Below are 15,361 nucleotides of genomic sequence, written 5' to 3'. Positions count from 1 at the left end.
CGCACGCGAGCCAGCACAGGCTTCGCGTACCCTCGCAGGGATATGACCGATCACTACTTTTCGGCCGAGCCCGCCTCCGCGGACGAGCGCCGCCTGATTCGCGTGGCCCTCGCCGGGCGCGAGGTTGACCTCGAGACCGCCGCTGGCGTGTTCTCGCCCGGACACCTCGACCTCGGCACCCAGGTGTTGCTGCGCCACCTCCCACCGCCACCGGACGGACGCCTGCTCGACCTGGGGTGCGGTTGGGGTCCGTTGGCGCTGACGGCAGCGCTGCAGCGACCCGGGGTCAAGGTCACGGCGGTCGACGTGAACCGCCGTGCGCTGGATCTTCTGGCCCGCAATGCCGCGCGACTGGGGGCCACGGCCTCCATCGAGGCGCGCGAGCCGGACGAGGTTCCCGCCAAGCGCCGGTTCGACGCCATCTGGTCCAACCCGCCCATCCGCATCGGCAAGCCGCAACTGCATGCCCTGCTCACGGCGTGGCTCCCGCGCCTCAAGCCCGAGGGTGAGGCGCACCTCGTGGTGCAGAAGAACCTTGGCGCGGACTCGCTGGCGGGATGGATCGCCGATCAGGGCTGGGGCGACATCGAGAAGGTGGGCTCCGCCAAGGGCTTCCGCGTGCTCAAGGTCACCCGCGCGGCCGAGTAGCCTGCGGCATCGGCCGCCCTCAGGGAAGGGTGACCTCGCCTGTCGCGACCAGCACGGCGGGCCCCTCAAGCACGGTGTGATCGGGGGCGATGCGCACCGTCACGACGCCGCCAGGGACCTCGACGTCCCACACGTCGGGGGCACCATCCCCGGCCCAGGAACGCACCGCAAGGGCCACCGCGCACGCCCCGGTACCGCACGAGCGCGTCTCACCCGAGCCACGCTCATGCACCCGCATCCGAGCAAGGCCGCGGCGCTCGCCGTCGACCACTCGCTCGCCAAGCGCCACCACGAACTCGACATTGGAGCCTGCGCGCGGGTGCGGCGTGACCGCAGGCGCCACCGTCAGGTCGAGCGCCTCCAACTCCTCGACGGAGGCCAGCGCGACCACGTGGTGCGGGTTGCCCACGTCCACCGACAGCGCGGGGCGTGGCGGCGTGAGGCCCCGCGCCTCCACCGCGGAATCGAATCCGCCCTCGCCGAGGATGTAGCCGCCCATCCCGATGGCATAGCGGCCTCCGCCGAGACTCACGAGCGAGCGGGGGCCGCCGCGCGTGGCGAACTCGAGGCCACCGGCGAGGTCCTCCCCCGCCTCGGCTTCGAGGAAGGCCCCGAAGACTCGGGCGCCGTTACCGCACATCTCCGAGGTGGAACCGTCCGAGTTCCAGTAGTCCATGAACCAGGCGTGAGGGTCCGCGCCCGCGCCCGCGCCGAGCGCGCCGGAACGCACCGCACGGATGACTCCGTCGCCGCCCAGCCCTGCGCGCCTGTCGGCGAGGAACCGCACCGTCTCTGGCGTGAGGTCGAGGTCGCCGTGCTCGTCCAGCAACAGCACGAAGCCGTTCTCCGTGCCGTGTCCCTTGGTAAAGCGCAGCGTCGTCATGCGCCCAGGCTACCGGGCGTGCCCCGTGGCGACCGCGATGGCGTCGGCGGCGGCGCGCGCCACGTCGGAGGGGTCCACGGGACCGGCGATCCACGCAACCCGGGGATCGGGGCGGAACCATTGCCGTTGCTTCCTGGCCAGCCGCCGTGTGTGTTGCGCGATGAGCGCTCGCGTCGCTTCAGCGTCGAGTTCGCCGTCGAGGTAGCGCAGGGTCTCCGCGTAGCCCACCGCGCGGCGCGCGGTCACTCCGTCGCGGAGTCCGTGGCCCTCGAGCGTGCGCACCTCGTCCACGAGGCCCTGCTCCCACATGGCCTCGACGCGTGCGTCGATGCGGGGGTCGAGGATGGCGTGGTCCACGTCGAGCCCGATCTGGATCGCGGGCACCTCATACTCGTGACGGGGCAGGCCCGACGAGAATGGCTTGCCCGTCAGGTGAATGACCTCGAGGGCACGCACGAGGCGCTTGGTGTTCGCGGGGCCGATGCTGGACGCGGCCTCGGGGTCCGCCGCGGCAAGTTCGCGGTACAGCACGCCGGGGCCCTCGTCTTCGCCGCGCGCCTCCAGCGCCGCCCGCACCGCAGGATCGGTAGGAGGGAACTCGAAGCGGTCCAGCAGGGCCCGGTGATACAGGCCAGAGCCGCCGACCACGATGGCGTGGAGCCCCCGCGCCGTGATCGCGGCGATGTCGGCGCGTGCCTCGCGTTGGAAGCGTGCGACCGAGGCGTCCTCGTCGACCGCGAGCGTGTCGAGCCGATGGTGCGGGATCCCGAGACGCTCAGCCACGCTGAGCCTTCGCGGTCCCGATGTCCATCCCCCGGTAGAACTGCATGGCATCGGCGTTGACGATCTCTCCGCCCAAGGCCTCGGCGAGCGCGAGTGAGATCGCCGACTTACCGGTGGCGGTGGAGCCGACGACGGCGATGACGCCCGGAGCGCCATCGGCCGATGCTGCGGTGGCCTGGTGGGTCATGGATTACGCGTCGACGCGTCGCAGGCTCGGCATGCCGAGCCCCACCGGACCACCGGTCGGTGCGCCGGTGCCGCAGGAGTCGCCGCAGCCGCCGTGGCTGTGGTCGTGCTCGCCGGACTGCACCGCATCCCACGCGTCGCCAGCGCGGGTGCGCCGCACGGCATACATGCCACCATCGATGCCCGAATCGGCAATCAGGTAGTGCGGCGCGCCACGCGTGACGTCGACGGTGACGAGGTCACCGGGACGCGGTCGCTCGGCGCCGTCCGGAACGGCGAAGTGGACGAGCCGGTTGTCGGGTGAGCGCCCGGACAGACGAGCGGTCGCGGCGTCCTTGCGGCCGCCTGCCTCCTTGCCCGCGCTATCGAGGACCAGCAGTTCGACGCTCCGGCCCACCTGGGCCTCGTTCTCGGCGAGCGAGACGCGCTCCTGGAGCGCGTGCAGGCGCTCGAATCGCTCCTGGACCACCGCCTTCGGCAACGGCTCAAGGTCGAACGCAGGCGTGCCCGGACGAGGCGAGTACTGGAACGTGAAGGCCGAGGCGAAGCGCGACGCCTCGACGACCCGCAGCGTCTCGAGGAAGTCCTCCTCGGTCTCGCCGGGGAAGCCGACGATGATGTCGGTGGTGATGGCGGCATCGGGCATGCGCTCGCGGACCCTGTCGAGAATGCCAAGGAACTTTGCCGAGCGGTACGAGCGACGCATGGCACGCAGGACGGCGTCCGACCCCGACTGAAGCGGCATGTGCAGGCTGGGCATGACGTTGGGGGTCTCCGCCATGGCGTCGATGACGTCATCGGTGAACGCCGCGGGGTGCGGAGACGTGAAGCGCACGCGCTCGAGTCCCTCGATCTCGCCGCAGGCCCGCAGGAGCCTGGCAAAGGCGCCCCTGTCGCCAAACTCCACACCGTAGGAGTTGACGTTCTGGCCCAGGAGCGTGACCTCGACGACGCCTTGGGCGACAAGCGCCTCAACCTCGGCGAGGATTTCGCCCGGTCGCCGGTCGCGTTCCTTGCCGCGCAGCGACGGCACGATGCAGAAGGTGCACGTGTTGTTGCAGCCCACCGAGATCGACACCCAGCCGGAGGCGATCGCGTCTCGCCTGCTGGGCAGCGTCGACGGGAAGACCTGCAGCGACTCCTCGATCTCCACCTGCGCCTCGGCGTTGTGGCGCGCGCGATCGAGCAGGGCGGGGAGGACGTCGAGGTTGTGCGTGCCGAAGACCACGTCGACCCACGGCGCCTTCTCGACGATCTCGCCGCGGTCCTTCTGTGCAAGGCAGCCGCCGACGGCGATCTGCATCCCTGGACGCTTCGCCTTGACCGACGCGAGCCTGTCCGAGGTTGCCATACAGACGCGTGGCGGCGTTCTCTCGCACCGCGCACGTGTTGATGACCACGACGTCCGCGACCTCGGCCCCCTGGGGCGCGGACGTGTAGCCGGCACCCTCGAGGAGACCGGCCATGTGCTCCGAGTCGTGAGCGTTCATTTGGCACCCGAGCGTACGAACGAGGTACGTCGGTGCGGTGATGGTGTCAGTCATGCCTACCCTGCGACGGCGTCCGCGCGAAGTTCACGGACCACGGTCACTCTGATCTCTCCAGCGAAGGCGAAGTCCTTGCTGATGTGCTCGGCAATTGTACGCGCCAGGCTCCGCGACGCCCGCGTCGTCAACCTCGTCGGGCTCCACGACCACACGTACCTCACGACCCGCGGCCATCGCCAGCACCTTCGAGACGCCGTGGTGCTCTGCGACGAGGTGCTCCAGGTTGCCCATGCGTTCGATGTACGCATCCGCGTCGTCACGGCGCGCACCAGGGCGGGAGGCCGAGATGGCGTCCGCCACCTGCACGATGAGCGCCTCGAGGGTCTCGGGCGCCACTTCGTCATGGTGCGCGGCGATCGCATTCACCACCTCGTCCGCCTCGCCCATCTCACGCGCGTATGCGGCGCCAAGAGTGGCGTGGGTGCCCGGGCGCTCGTGCGTGAACGCCTTGCCGATGTCATGCAGAAACGTCCCGCGCCGCGCAAGGTCCACGTCCGCGCCGAGTTCGCGTGCGATGTCCGCGGCGATCTGCGCGGCTTCCACGAGGTGCGCGAGCACATTCTGTCCGTAGGACGTACGTAGCCGCAGGCGGCCGAGCGTGACCACCATCTCCTCGGGCACTCCCCTGACGCCCGCGGCCTCGACCGCGTCGAGTCCCGCCTCGAGGTGCCTCGACTCGGTCGCAGACACCGCCTCGTGATACGCGGACTCGATGCGGTGGGGGTGAATACGGCCGTCCTCGACCAGGTCACGGAGCATCACCTCGGCCACCTCGCGGCGCTCGACGTCGAATGAGGACAGGCTGGACGGCGTTCACGCCTTCCTCGACGATGACGTTCACGCCGGTGATCGACTCGAAGGCGCGAATGTTGCGCCCCTCGCGGCCGATGATGCGGCCCTTCATGTCGTCGCTGGGGAGATCGACCCAGGTGGCGGCGGCATCCGCGGACGTGCGCGCGGCCTGCCGCTGCATCGCGCTGACGAGAATCTCCCGTACCCGCCGCTCGGACGAACTCTTGGCTTGGCGTTCGATGCGACGCGTTTCGGCGCGCGCGTCGTCCTTGGCTTCGATGAGGAGGCTCCGCGCGTAGGCGGGCTTTGGCATCCTCGGCGCTCAGTCCCGCCGCTTCGGCGACGGCACGACGCTTCTCCGCGGCCACCTCATCGCGGGCGCCCGCGAGACGACGCTCGTCCCGCGCCACCACCGCGGAGCGCTCTTCGAGGGCGCGGGAGTAGGTCTGTGCGGAGCGCTGGTCAGCGGAGAGTTCCTTCTCCCGCTGCGCGACCCGCTCCTCACGCCGCTGAGCCTCGGACACCATGTCCCGGGCCTCTTCGCGCATGCCTCGCGTCTCCTCCGACACCGACTTGCGGATCGCCTCGGCCTCGCGACGCGCATAGAACACGAGCAACAAGGACGCCAGCAGCAACACGAGGGTGGCAACGGTGGCAATCGCCTGCGGCACGCGGCCACCCCTCTCACGGTCGGTCAGAACACACTACGTGCCCACTTCATCGGCACGTTGCAATTCTTTCACGAGCGCGAAGGCCAACGATGGCGCATACCCACGCCTGCCGAGCATCGCCACGACGCGCCGCACGCGCGCGTCCGTGTCAACGGCGGCGAGCCTGGTCCCAGCGGCGACGCGCCAGCGAGGCTGCCGCCTCGCGTTCGTCATCATCCGAGATCTGCTCGAGCGCCTCTCCCACATCGGTGGCGTCGAAGCCCTTGCGCGCCAGTTCTTGCTGGATCGCACGGCGGGAGCGGCCGCGTTCCGCGTGACGGGTGCGGGCGATGGTCGAGGCAAGCGCCGCGTCGTCCAGAAGGCCCACCTCGATGTAGCGCGCGACCACCTGGTCGGCGACATCCTCGGGAACGTCCCGCGAGATCATCCCCTCACGCAGGCGGGCACTGGAACGAGCCGAGTGCGTCAGCAGGCGAAGGGCGATCTCGCGGGCACGCTCCGCGGGATCGGTGGGCTCGGGAGCACGGCGCTCGCCTCGCGGCATCAGAAGGTCGAGGCTCTCCTGCTCGGCGTCAGCGGCCGCCTCCGCGGCGATCTCCTCGGGAGTGGATCCGACACCAGGCTTGCGCTTGATCTTGAGCTCAATCTCGTCGGCGAGCCTGCGGGTTGTCCTTCAGGAAGTTACGTGAGTTCTCCTTGCCCTGACCGAGCCTGATCGCCCTCGTAGGTGTACCAGGCACCGGACTTCTTAACGAAGCCGTGCTCCACGCCGAGGTCGATGATGCCACCCTCCTTGGAGATGCCCTGGCCGTAGAGAATGTCGAACTCGGCCTGCTTGAAGGGCGGAGCCATCTTGTTCTTGACCACCTTGACGCGGGTGCGGTTGCCCACGGGGTTGGTGCCCTCCTTGAGGGTCTCGATGCGTCGCACGTCGAGTCGCACCGAGGCGTAGAACTTCAGCGCCTTTCCACCGGTGGTGGTCTCGGGCGAACCGAAGAAGACGCCGATCTTCTCGCGCAGGCTGGTTGATGAAGATGGCGGTGGTACCCGTGTTGTTCAGGGCACCGGTGATCTTGCGCAGGGCCTGCGACATGAGGCGGGCCTGGAGGCCGACATGGCTGTCTCCCATCTCGCCCTCGATCTCCGCCTTCGGCACGAGCGCCGCGACGGAGTCGATCACGAGGATGTCGACACCGCCGGAACGCACCAGGATGTCCGCAATCTCGAGCGCCTGCTCACCCGTGTCGGGCTGCGAGATGATCAGGTTGTCGGTGTCCACGCCAAGCTTCCTGGCGTACTCGGGATCAAGCGCGTGCTCGGCGTCGATGAACGCCGCGGTGCCACCCTGGCGCTGCATGTTCGCGACCGCGTGGAGTGCAACGGTGGTCTTACCGGAGGACTCGGGGCCATAGATCTCGACAATGCGGCCACGCGGGAGGCCGCCGATACCCAAGGCGATGTCGAGGGCGATGGAACTGGTGGGGATCGCCTCGATGGCGACCGCCTTGCGCTCGCCCAGGCGCATCGCGGATCCCTTGCCGAACTGACGGTCGATCTGTCCGAGCGCAGCCTCAAGTGCCTTCGCGCGGTCTGCTGCCTGTGCCATGTCCTGTCCTTGTCCTTCGTGGCATCGCTGCCGTGTGGTGCGGTACGAGTGAGACGCTACGACGCGCCTGTGACATCGGGCGGGGGCAAGCCATGCCACCTGTGCACAGGCGCGTCCTCGCGGTTTCCCGTGCACCACAGTAATCGAACATCTGTTCGATGGCGCGCGACACGCCGTCAGCGAGGCGGAGGGATCATCCTCGTGCGGTCTCCCCCGTCGCGCAGACGCGAGGGCACATCCATCTGCTCACACCAGGCGTGCCACACATCGCGCACGGGCACTCCGTCCTCGAGCACCTCGGTGACGGTGCGCGAGTGAAAGCGGTCCAGCGCGAGATCGCGGGCAAGGCTTCGGGCATAGGTGGGCCCGAACACGTCATCCGCGAGGGCCCAGAACTCGCTGAGGCGCACTTAGCGGGAGCGCAGGCTCGCCGAGGAGCCTCGGGAACGGTGTCCGGAATCGACGGCATGACCGCGACACCCTCGAGGGCCTCGGCTGTCTCGAAGCGGTCGGACACCTCGCGAAGAATCGCGGACATGGGCACGTCGAGCGCCTCGCAGATGGAGGCAAGCAGTTCGGAGGACGCTTCCTTCTGGCCGCGCTCCACTTCCGACAGGTAGCCAAGGGACACCCGGGCACCCGACGAGATGTCGCGCAGCGTCTTGCCCTGGGTCAGGCGAGCGTCGCGAAGGACATCTCCGATCTCGGTGCGCAGCACGGGCATGCGTCCCCTCCTCGTGGTCGATGCAGCAATGACATGGGTGGTCACGCCGATTCAACGCAGACTACCTCAGTTGTGTTCCCCGATTCCAGGAGCCCTCGTCAGCGCGGCCCTCAAGCACCGCGTGCAGGAGCGCCAGCCCCGCGACCACCGCACCGGACCTCACGCGTGTCCTGTCCCCCGGGAGGCGGACCGTCAGCGCGCGTGCGCCCTCGTCCCACGCCACCGCAAGGCACACCGTGCCGGGCTCGCGCCCACCGTGCCCTTCGGGGCCCGCCACGCCGGTGGTGGCGACCCCGAGGGTCGCCGAGAGAGCGTCCCGCACGCCTCGCGCCATCGCGACCGCCACGGCCTCACTCACGGGGCCCTGTTCGTCAAGGAGCGTCTGCGGCACACCGAGAACGGCGCGCTTCACGTCGATGGCATACGCGACGACCCCGCCCCGCACCGTGTCCGAGGCTCCGGGAACCTCCACCAGCGCGGCGCACAATGCTCCACCTGTCAGGGATTCCGCACAGGCGAGCGTCGCGCCCGCGGCGCGCGCGGCGTCGAGGACCGATGCCGCGTCAGGCGCGGGCATCGGTGTGCCTACGGTGCGCCTTCACCGCAGCGGCAATGGTGCGCGCGTAGTCGATGCCCGTCACCACCGCGACGATCGCTGCGGCGACCAGCACCCACCAGGCGATGGCGTCGAACCACGCCGGCGCACCGGGTACCAGGAACATCAGCAGCGAGACCAACTGAAGAGTGGTCTTGATCTTGCCGCCGCGCGATGCCGGAATGACGACTTCGGACGCGACGGCGAGCCTTCCCACCGTCACCCCCACCTCGCGGACGACGAGAATCGCCAGCGGCCACCACGGGATCCCGTCGACGACGACGAGGCAGGCAAGCACGCCAAGGACAAGCGCCTTGTCCGCGATCGGGTCGGCCAGGCTTCCCGAAGGGCGACACCACTTCCCAACGACGGGCAAGGTAACCATCGAGCCAGTCGGTGGCGGCGGCGAACGCCACCAGCACCAGGGCCCACCAACGCGCGGCTCCCTCAGCGCCGTCATCGGCGACGAGGAGCACCACGGCGATCGGCACCACGAGCAGACGCAGCGCGGTGATCGCGTTGGGGAGGCTGGCGGTCACCCGCCCCACCCTAGTCGCAGCGGGGCGTCCCTCACACCATGTCGACGCGGGCACCATAATGGCCCGCATGCGTTCGCGCCCGTCCCATAGCACTCACCGCTCGCTCCTCCTGCCCTCCGTCGCGATCGCCCTGTGCGCCATCCTTGGCGTGGCCGTCGGCACCGTGGCGGGCGGCTCCACCAGGCCAGATGATGCTCCCGCGGCTGCCCCCAGCGTCGCGACCGAGTCCCCCTCGCCGAGCCCAGTGCCCAGCGCATCGGCCGCCTCTCCGAGCCCCACCCCGACCACGGCACCCACCGTCACCTTCAGCCTGGTGGCCGGCGGAGACGTGCTGCCCCATATGCCGGTGGTGCGCTCGGCAACCACGGACAGCGGCATCGACTTTTCGCCGCTCTTTGAGGGGATCTCGCCGTGGATCGCGGGTGCGGATCTCGGGCTGTGCCACCTCGAGACGCCGATCTCGCCTGACGGCGTGGCCTCGGGCTATCCCGTGTTCGCCGCCCCTGAGGAACTCGTCGGCGACCTCGATGACGCGGGCTTTGACGGCTGCTCGACGGCGTCCAACCATTCGGTCGACCGCGGCTTCGACGGCCTGGTCGTGACCGACGACGGCCTCGAAGCGGCGGGTATGGGCTTCGCGGGCACCGCCCGTACCGAGGACGAAGCGGCCGTGACTCAGGCTGTACGACGTCACGGCGTCCGACCGCACCGTCACGGTGGCGCACATCTCGTACACGTATGGCCTGAACGGGCTTCCCGTGCCCGAGGGCAAGCCGTGGTCGGTCAACACCTTTGACGCGAACGCCACCGACGTCGCCCCCATCATTGACGCGGCCGAGACGGCGCGCGACCAGGGCGCGGACGTGGTGCTCGCCTCCGTCCACTGCTGTGTCGAATACATGACGGAACCCACCGAGGCGCAACGCTCCATCGCTCAGCAGATCGCGGACTCGGGCGAGGTCGATCTGTACATCGGCCACCACGCCCACGTGCCGCAGCCCATCGAACTGCTCGACGGCGGACCCGGCGGGGACGGGATGTGGACCGCGTTTGGCCTGGGCAATTTCGTCTCAAACCAGGACTCGCAGTGTTGCGTGGCCAACACCAACTCCGGCGTGCTCCTCGAGGCCACCTTCGCCGTCGACCCCGATGGCGACGTCAGCGTGGACGCCTCGTGGGCAGGGGTCACCGTCGATCGCCTCGGCGGCCACCGGATGTATGTCCTCGGCGACATCCTGGACGACGGCGCGGGCACGCTGAGCGCCGAGGAGGCCAAGGTCCGTCACGCCAGGGTCGCCGAGGCCGTGGGTGACGACGCCCCCGGCTCGATGCCGTGCCGACCGCGCTCGCCGACACCGTCACCGTGCGGGCACGGACGGCCGATGCCCTCGCTGAGTCGGCATCGGCTTCTGCCACCCCGACGCCCTACCTGCTGCAACGCCGAGGCGCGGCGCCGACTGTCAGGGCGTGGGCTCGGTGGCCCCGAAGTCGAGCGGCGTCGCCGCGTCGTAGGGGCGCGGATCGATCAGGCTGGACACCACGGGCGTGCCGTGGTCGATGATCGCCTGCGCGTGCTGCGCGACACCAAACAGCCAGCCCTGGCCATAGCGCCACCCACACTGCGCCAAAAACTCGGCCTGCGCCTCGGTTTCGATGCCCTCGGCAATGGTCGCCAACCCAAGTTCACGGGCGAGGGCACCAAGAGCCCTCGACACGCGCGCGCCCGCAGGGTCCTCGGGGATGCCCGCGACGAACGACATGTCGAGTTTCACCCCCGAGACGGGAAGATCGCGCAGGTAACTCAGCGGCGAGACGCCCGTGCCGAAATCGTCGAGCAGGATGGGGACGCCCGCGTTGCGAAGCTCGGTCAATTCGTGACGGATACGTGTGTTCGGAGCGACGAGGGATGCCTCGGTGAGTTCGACCACGAGCCGCTGCGGGCTCAGGTGATGCCTCCCGATGGCGGACAGGACCCGGTCCGCGAACTCGGAGTCGCCCAACTGATCGGCAGACACGTTCAGCGAGACCCACGTGTGCTGGCTCGGCCCCTCCGCAAGGAACCGTGCGGCCTGATCCACGAGCGCGGCGCCGAGCCGCGTCGACAGCGAGCGGTCGTTCAGGTGCGGCAGGAACGCCCCCGGCAGGAGCATGCCGCGCGTCGGGTGCTGCCACCGCACCAGGGCCTCGTAGCCCACGACCGTCCTGGTCGCGAGGCTCGAGAATCGGCTGATAGTGGAGCACCAGGCTCGCCGCGCTCGATGCCATCGGCGAGCTCGGCCATGATCGCGGTCGACGTGTCCGACGCCGTGTGCATCGACGAATCGAACACCTCGGTCCGCGACTTGCCGGTCTGCTTGGCCCGGTACATCGCGGCATCGGCGGCGCTCAGCAGCGTCGAGGCGCCGCCCGCGACCGTCTCCTCATCGGCCAACGCGATGCCGATCGACGCGTGCAGCGTCAACTGGTGACGCTTGACCGGCATCGGCCGCTTGAGTCCGTCGTGGATGGCCGACGCGATCGAATACATGGTCTTGGAACAGTCCGCGTCCTGCACCACGATGACGAACTCGTCCCCGCCGATGCGGGCCACGGTGCCATGCCCACCCGTGGCGGCGCGCAGCACGCCCGCCACATGCGCGAGCGCGCTGTCGCCCGTGGCGTGTCCGAAGCGGTCGTTGAGCGCCTTGAAGCCGTCGAGGTCCACCGCCATGGCCCCCACGCGCTTGTCAGGGTCGGGCTGGTCCAGCACTTCCTGCAGCACCTCGTGCAGCAGCGTGCGGTTCGCGAGTCCCGTCAGCGGATCGTGCATCGCGCGGTGAGCCATCAGGCTCGGTGTGCATGCGGTCGTCGGTCGAGTCGCGCACCTGCACCACGTAGTGGTCCGGAGCCCCACCGGCGTACCGCACGAGACCCACGTCGAGGACGGCCCACACCACATTGCCGTCGGCACGCACGTAGCGCTTCTCGACGCTGAACCGGTTCTGGTGTCCCTCATATAGACGCTGGAGGTGATCGGCCTCAGCACGGAGGTCCTGGGGGTGGCTGAGGGCACTGAACGGCGTGCCGCGCAGCGAGGCAACTGTCGAGCCCATCATTTCGGCGAACGCGCGGTTGACCTCCATGAGGCGCCACTCAAGATCGACCAGCGCCATCCCCACCGGCGCGTTCTCCATCGCCTTGCGGAACTGGGCATCCGAGCGGCTGATCGCCTCCGCGGCCTCCCGCAGGCCGGAGGTGTCCATGATGGTCACCACGGTCACGGGGCCGTCGTCGAGACCCTCGGGCACCAGCCGGGCGCGCACCTGCACCCACCGGATGTCCTCGGCCCCGCGCCTGCCCGGCACGCCCACGATGCGAGGCGCCACGTCGTTGGTCCCGATGCCGAACGCCTGGCGCAGAAGGATAGGCACCACACGGTCGTCCACGGCCTTCAGGGCCAGGCGCGATAGCGGCCGTCCCACGGCATCGGCCCGCGAAACGCCAAGGACCGACGCGGCCACGTCCGACAGCAACGCGATCTCATCACTCTGGGTGACGATGAGAATGCCGTCGCGCGTGGAGGACATCACCGCCTCGAACTGCCGCTGGAGGCGGCGCTCCCGCGCCACCACCTGATCGCGAGCAAGGCGGGCGCGGTGAGAACGCCAGAAGAAGTAGAGCGCGAGCGCCGCGAGGACGAGGACCAAAACGGTGACCGTCACGGCCACGGCTGGCCGCTGGAACAGGCTCTACGAGTCCTCCCACGGTGCGTCCTCAGCCTCCTCGTCGATGCCCGGGTCGCCCGCGGACGCGGGCTTCTCCCCGAAGGATAGCGAGAGTTCCGGCGAGGTCGTCAGGACGCACCAAGACGTCGCGAGCCTTCGAGCCCTGCGACGGTCCCACGATCTCGCGGGTCTCCAGCAGGTCCATCAGGCGGCCGGCCTTGGCGAAGCCCATCTTGAGCCTTGCGCTGCAGCATCGAGGTGGAACCGAGCCTGAGTCGTGATGACTAGTTCAGCGGCGGCGATGAGGTCGTCGAGATCGTCGCCGATGTCCTCCGCGACAACGGCGGACGCTGCCGCCTGGGTGACGTCGTCGCGATACTCCGGGTCGGCCTGGCGCTTGGTGTGCTCCACGGCCGCGTGGATCTCCGTCTCGGACACCCACGAGCCCTGCACACGCATCGGCTTGGACTCCCCCATCGGCAGGAACAGGGCGTCTCCCTGGCCGATGAGCCTTCTCCGCGCCCGGCATGTCGAGCACCACGCGCGAGTCCGCGAGCGACGACGTCGCAAACGCAAGACGGCTGGGCACGTTGGCCTTGATGGTGCCCGTGATGATGTCCACCGACGGACGCTGCGTGGCAAGCACCAGGTGGATGCCCGCCGCGCGCGCCGCCTGCGTGATGCGCTGGATCGACTCGTCCACGTCGCGAGGCGCCACCATCATGAGGTCCGCCAACTCGTCAACGATGACCAGGAGGTACGGGTAGGTGGTGAGCACGCGGTTGGAACCGGGCAGGGGCTTCACCTTGCCCGAGCGCACCGCCTTGTTGAAGTCGTCCACGTGCTTGAAGCCGAACATCGCCAGGTCGTCGTAGCGCATGTCCATCTCCTTCACCACCCACTCCAGGGCCTGCGCGGCCTTCTTGGGGTCGGTGATGATGGGGGTGATGAGATGCGGGATGCCCTCGTAAATGGTGAGGCTCGACGCGCTTGGGGTCCACGAGCACCATGCGCACCTCATCGGGCGTCGCACGCATCAGGATGGACGTGATCATGGAGTTCACGAAGGACGACTTACCGGCGCCCGTCGCACCCGCGACCAGGAGGTGAGGCATCTTGGCGAGGTTGGCGAGCACGTAGCCACCCTCGACGTCCTTGCCGATGCCGATCGCCATCGGGTGATCGTTCTTCTGAGCCGCGGTGGAACGGAGCACGTCGCCCAGCGCGACCGTCTCGCGGTCCACGTTGGGGATCTCGATACCGATCGCCTTCTTGCCAGGAATCGGCGAAAGGATGCGCACATCGGGGCTCGCCACGGCGTAGGCGATGTTCTTCGACAGGTTGGTGATGCGCTCAACTTTCACGCCCTGTCCGAGGCTCTACCTCGTAGCGGGTGACGGTCGGTCCACGGGTGAAGCCGGTGACCGTGGCGTCGACACCGAAGTCGTCCAGCACCGCGGTCAAAGCCTCGACCACGCGGTCGTTCGCTGCCGAGCGCGCCTTGTGCGGCGCGCCCTGAACCAGCGCGTCCATGCTGGGCAGGACGTAGGGGCGGGAGTTCTCGAGTTCACCCTGCTGCCCAGCGGGCACCAGGCTGGTGGTGCGGGGCGCGGGATGCTCCTGCGTGGCGATGTCCTCGCCGTCGAGCACGTCCTCGGGGAGGCTCCTCGTCGTCCGCATAGGGCGAGACGGGGCCGGTGGTCGTGGTGAGGACCTCCGTCGCCTGCGTGGGCGGCGCGTCCTCGTCGTCGTATCCGTCGACGTCGTAGACGGCCGTCGGCGCATCGGCGCGAGCGGCACGGTCCACCGAGGTGTCGAAGGCGTGGTCCGCCTCATAGGCGTCGAGATCGGGTTCCGCGACGTCGTCCGCTCGCCTTCCGGGCAGCAGGCTGCGACGCTTCTTGGGGGCCTTGGGCTCGGGGCCGCGGGCGAGGGTCCGATGCTCGGGCAGGTCAAGGGTGTCGTCCTGCGCATCGTGGTGGGAGCCGAAACGCTCGCGCACCAGGGCCACCAGGTCACGGATCGGCATGCCGACCACGACGAGGACACCCAACAGCGTGAGCAGGATGAGCACGATCACCGCCAGCGGCGTCGAGAGCAGGTTCGCAAGTCCGTTGCCGATGATCCAACCCAGCAGGCCGCCGGCGTCGCGCATCGCGTCCCAGCCTCCGGACGGGCTCGGCGTGCCCTCGGCGATGGCGATGAGGCCGGTCACGGTGAGGACCAGGATGAACGCGCCCAGCGTCAGGCGGTGGTTCGCCTGTTCCTCCTGGGGCGCACGGAACAGGCGAATCGCGAGTGCCGTGAGCGGGATGGGCAGCAGGATCGCGACGATGCCCACGGCACCGGCGACAAGGAAGTGGATGGCGGTCCCGGCCCAGGCCTGGGCATCCCGAACCATTCGCGAGCGGCGATGAGGATCGACGCGATGATGAGGAGGATGGCCTGGCCGTCGCGGCGCACCTCGGGGCTCACTTCACGCGCTCCATGGCCGATGGACCTGACTCCCGACCCGACGGCGCCGGAGACGCCTCTGCCGAGCGCCGCGATGCCACGCAAAATGGCAGGCGGCTGCTGAGGTGCATTCTTGGCCGAGCCGCCCTTTGCGGGGGCACGCTTGGCCGCAGGCTTACTGCCGGCGCTCGCAGGGCGTGAAGGTGCCATGGTCCCGGACCATACCGCC

15 protein-coding genes and 7 pseudogenes are annotated in these 15,361 nt (G+C 69.2%); 3 read left to right on the top strand and 19 right to left on the bottom strand.

Annotated elements, in window-relative coordinates:
- The first annotated feature begins 42 nt into the window (after positions 1 to 42).
- The gene (locus QQK48_RS14810) at positions 43 to 648 is read left to right on the top strand and encodes a class I SAM-dependent methyltransferase (protein ID WP_284328961.1); all 606 of its coding nucleotides are present in this window, start codon (positions 43 to 45) and stop codon (positions 646 to 648) included.
- Positions 649 to 667: 19 nt separating this feature from the next.
- Here the strand turns inward: QQK48_RS14810 and dapF are convergent, their stop codons facing one another.
- The 13 genes and pseudogenes from dapF to QQK48_RS22135 all read right to left on the bottom strand — a co-directional run.
- Positions 668 to 1,531: a diaminopimelate epimerase gene (dapF, locus tag QQK48_RS14805; RefSeq protein WP_284328960.1), complete on the bottom strand. Its 864-nt coding sequence runs from the start codon at positions 1,529 to 1,531 to the stop codon at positions 668 to 670.
- A 9-nt stretch (positions 1,532 to 1,540) separates the two neighbouring features.
- Positions 1,541 to 2,501, bottom strand: a pseudogene (gene miaA, locus QQK48_RS14800) (tRNA (adenosine(37)-N6)-dimethylallyltransferase MiaA).
- Positions 2,502 to 2,504: 3 nt separating this feature from the next.
- A pseudogene (gene miaB / locus QQK48_RS14795) lies at positions 2,505 to 4,044 on the bottom strand (tRNA (N6-isopentenyl adenosine(37)-C2)-methylthiotransferase MiaB).
- 30 nt (positions 4,045 to 4,074) lie between these two features.
- Positions 4,075 to 4,806: an HDIG domain-containing metalloprotein gene (locus tag QQK48_RS14790; RefSeq protein WP_284329420.1), complete on the bottom strand. Its 732-nt coding sequence runs from the start codon at positions 4,804 to 4,806 to the stop codon at positions 4,075 to 4,077.
- Complete coding sequence (locus QQK48_RS14785; protein WP_284329419.1) at positions 4,796 to 4,951, bottom strand: KH domain-containing protein; 156 nt, start codon at positions 4,949 to 4,951, stop codon at positions 4,796 to 4,798. Before QQK48_RS14785 ends, QQK48_RS14790 begins: the two co-directional genes overlap by 11 nt.
- A gap of 707 nt (positions 4,952 to 5,658) precedes the next feature.
- Complete coding sequence (locus QQK48_RS14780; protein ID WP_284328959.1) at positions 5,659 to 6,054, bottom strand: regulatory protein RecX; 396 nt, start codon at positions 6,052 to 6,054, stop codon at positions 5,659 to 5,661.
- A 137-nt stretch (positions 6,055 to 6,191) separates the two neighbouring features.
- Positions 6,192 to 6,470: a recombinase RecA family protein gene (locus QQK48_RS14775; RefSeq protein ID WP_284329418.1), complete on the bottom strand. Its 279-nt coding sequence runs from the start codon at positions 6,468 to 6,470 to the stop codon at positions 6,192 to 6,194.
- Between the two features lie 4 nt (positions 6,471 to 6,474).
- Positions 6,475 to 7,116 (bottom strand): annotated as a pseudogene (recA, locus tag QQK48_RS14770) (recombinase RecA); the annotation flags it as partial.
- Between the two features lie 176 nt (positions 7,117 to 7,292).
- Positions 7,293 to 7,490, bottom strand: a complete 198-nt coding sequence (locus tag QQK48_RS14765; protein WP_284328958.1) for a DUF3046 domain-containing protein — start codon at positions 7,488 to 7,490, stop codon at positions 7,293 to 7,295.
- 65 nt (positions 7,491 to 7,555) lie between these two features.
- Positions 7,556 to 7,840 (bottom strand): annotated as a pseudogene (locus QQK48_RS14760) (helix-turn-helix domain-containing protein); the annotation flags it as partial.
- Positions 7,841 to 7,901: 61 nt separating this feature from the next.
- On the bottom strand, positions 7,902 to 8,417 hold the full coding sequence (locus tag QQK48_RS14755; protein WP_284328957.1) for a CinA family protein: 516 nt from the start codon (positions 8,415 to 8,417) through the stop codon (positions 7,902 to 7,904).
- Positions 8,404 to 8,811: a CDP-alcohol phosphatidyltransferase family protein gene (locus QQK48_RS14750; protein WP_284328956.1), complete on the bottom strand. Its 408-nt coding sequence runs from the start codon at positions 8,809 to 8,811 to the stop codon at positions 8,404 to 8,406. Before QQK48_RS14750 ends, QQK48_RS14755 begins: the two co-directional genes overlap by 14 nt.
- 28 nt (positions 8,812 to 8,839) lie before the next feature.
- A pseudogene (locus QQK48_RS22135) lies at positions 8,840 to 9,031 on the bottom strand (CDP-alcohol phosphatidyltransferase family protein); the annotation flags it as partial.
- A 10-nt stretch (positions 9,032 to 9,041) separates the two neighbouring features.
- Here QQK48_RS22135 and QQK48_RS14745 point away from each other — a divergent pair.
- Entirely contained in the window at positions 9,042 to 9,770 is a 729-nt protein-coding gene (locus tag QQK48_RS14745; RefSeq protein WP_284328955.1) for a CapA family protein, read from the top strand.
- Positions 9,691 to 9,993 (top strand): annotated as a pseudogene (locus QQK48_RS22130) (CapA family protein); the annotation flags it as partial. The gene QQK48_RS14745 and the pseudogene QQK48_RS22130, both read left to right, overlap by 80 nt.
- 51 nt (positions 9,994 to 10,044) lie before the next feature.
- Here QQK48_RS22130 and QQK48_RS14740 read toward each other — a convergent pair.
- From QQK48_RS14740 to QQK48_RS22120, 6 genes and pseudogenes are all read right to left on the bottom strand, one after another.
- Positions 10,045 to 10,260: a hypothetical protein gene (locus QQK48_RS14740; RefSeq protein ID WP_284328954.1), complete on the bottom strand. Its 216-nt coding sequence runs from the start codon at positions 10,258 to 10,260 to the stop codon at positions 10,045 to 10,047.
- Between the two features lie 174 nt (positions 10,261 to 10,434).
- The gene (locus tag QQK48_RS14735; protein WP_284328953.1) at positions 10,435 to 11,151 is read right to left on the bottom strand and encodes an EAL domain-containing protein; all 717 of its coding nucleotides are present in this window, start codon (positions 11,149 to 11,151) and stop codon (positions 10,435 to 10,437) included.
- Positions 11,091 to 11,735 (bottom strand): GGDEF domain-containing protein, encoded by a 645-nt coding sequence (locus QQK48_RS14730; RefSeq protein ID WP_284328952.1) that lies wholly within the window; start codon positions 11,733 to 11,735, stop codon positions 11,091 to 11,093. The genes QQK48_RS14735 and QQK48_RS14730 overlap by 61 nt, the downstream gene beginning before the upstream one ends.
- Entirely contained in the window at positions 11,701 to 12,675 is a 975-nt protein-coding gene (locus QQK48_RS14725) for a PAS domain S-box protein (protein ID WP_284328951.1), read from the bottom strand. Before QQK48_RS14725 ends, QQK48_RS14730 begins: the two co-directional genes overlap by 35 nt.
- A 94-nt stretch (positions 12,676 to 12,769) precedes the next feature.
- Positions 12,770 to 14,196, bottom strand: a pseudogene (locus QQK48_RS22125) (DNA translocase FtsK); the annotation flags it as partial.
- A 49-nt stretch (positions 14,197 to 14,245) separates the two neighbouring features.
- Positions 14,246 to 15,079, bottom strand: a complete 834-nt coding sequence (locus QQK48_RS22120; protein ID WP_431308360.1) for a DNA translocase FtsK 4TM domain-containing protein — start codon at positions 15,077 to 15,079, stop codon at positions 14,246 to 14,248.
- Between the last annotated feature and the right edge of the window lie 282 nt (positions 15,080 to 15,361).

The organism is Demequina litorisediminis (assembly GCF_030161615.1).
GTDB lineage: Bacteria > Actinomycetota > Actinomycetes > Actinomycetales > Demequinaceae > Demequina > Demequina litorisediminis.
Note: the sequence above shows the minus strand (reverse complement) of the source record. Positions and strands in the feature narration are given on the sequence as shown.

What these genes read in the sequence shown, in the direction of transcription:
- QQK48_RS14810 (WP_284328961.1), top strand. Translation starts at nt 43, where the DNA reads ATGACCGATCACTACTTTTCGGCCGAGCCCGCCTCCGCGGACGAGCGC.
- dapF (WP_284328960.1), bottom strand. Translation starts at nt 1,531, where the DNA reads ATGACGACGCTGCGCTTTACCAAGGGACACGGCACGGAGAACGGCTTC.
- QQK48_RS14790 (WP_284329420.1), bottom strand. Translation starts at nt 4,806, where the DNA reads ATGCTCCGTGACCTGGTCGAGGACGGCCGTATTCACCCCCACCGCATC.
- QQK48_RS14785 (WP_284329419.1), bottom strand. Translation starts at nt 4,951, where the DNA reads ATGAAGGGCCGCATCATCGGCCGCGAGGGGCGCAACATTCGCGCCTTC.
- QQK48_RS14780 (WP_284328959.1), bottom strand. Translation starts at nt 6,054, where the DNA reads ATGCCGCGAGGCGAGCGCCGTGCTCCCGAGCCCACCGATCCCGCGGAG.
- QQK48_RS14755 (WP_284328957.1), bottom strand. Translation starts at nt 8,417, where the DNA reads ATGCCCGCGCCTGACGCGGCATCGGTCCTCGACGCCGCGCGCGCCGCG.
- QQK48_RS14745 (WP_284328955.1), top strand. Translation starts at nt 9,042, where the DNA reads ATGCGTTCGCGCCCGTCCCATAGCACTCACCGCTCGCTCCTCCTGCCC.
- QQK48_RS22120 (WP_431308360.1), bottom strand. Translation starts at nt 15,079, where the DNA reads ATGGTTCGGGATGCCCAGGCCTGGGCCGGGACCGCCATCCACTTCCTT.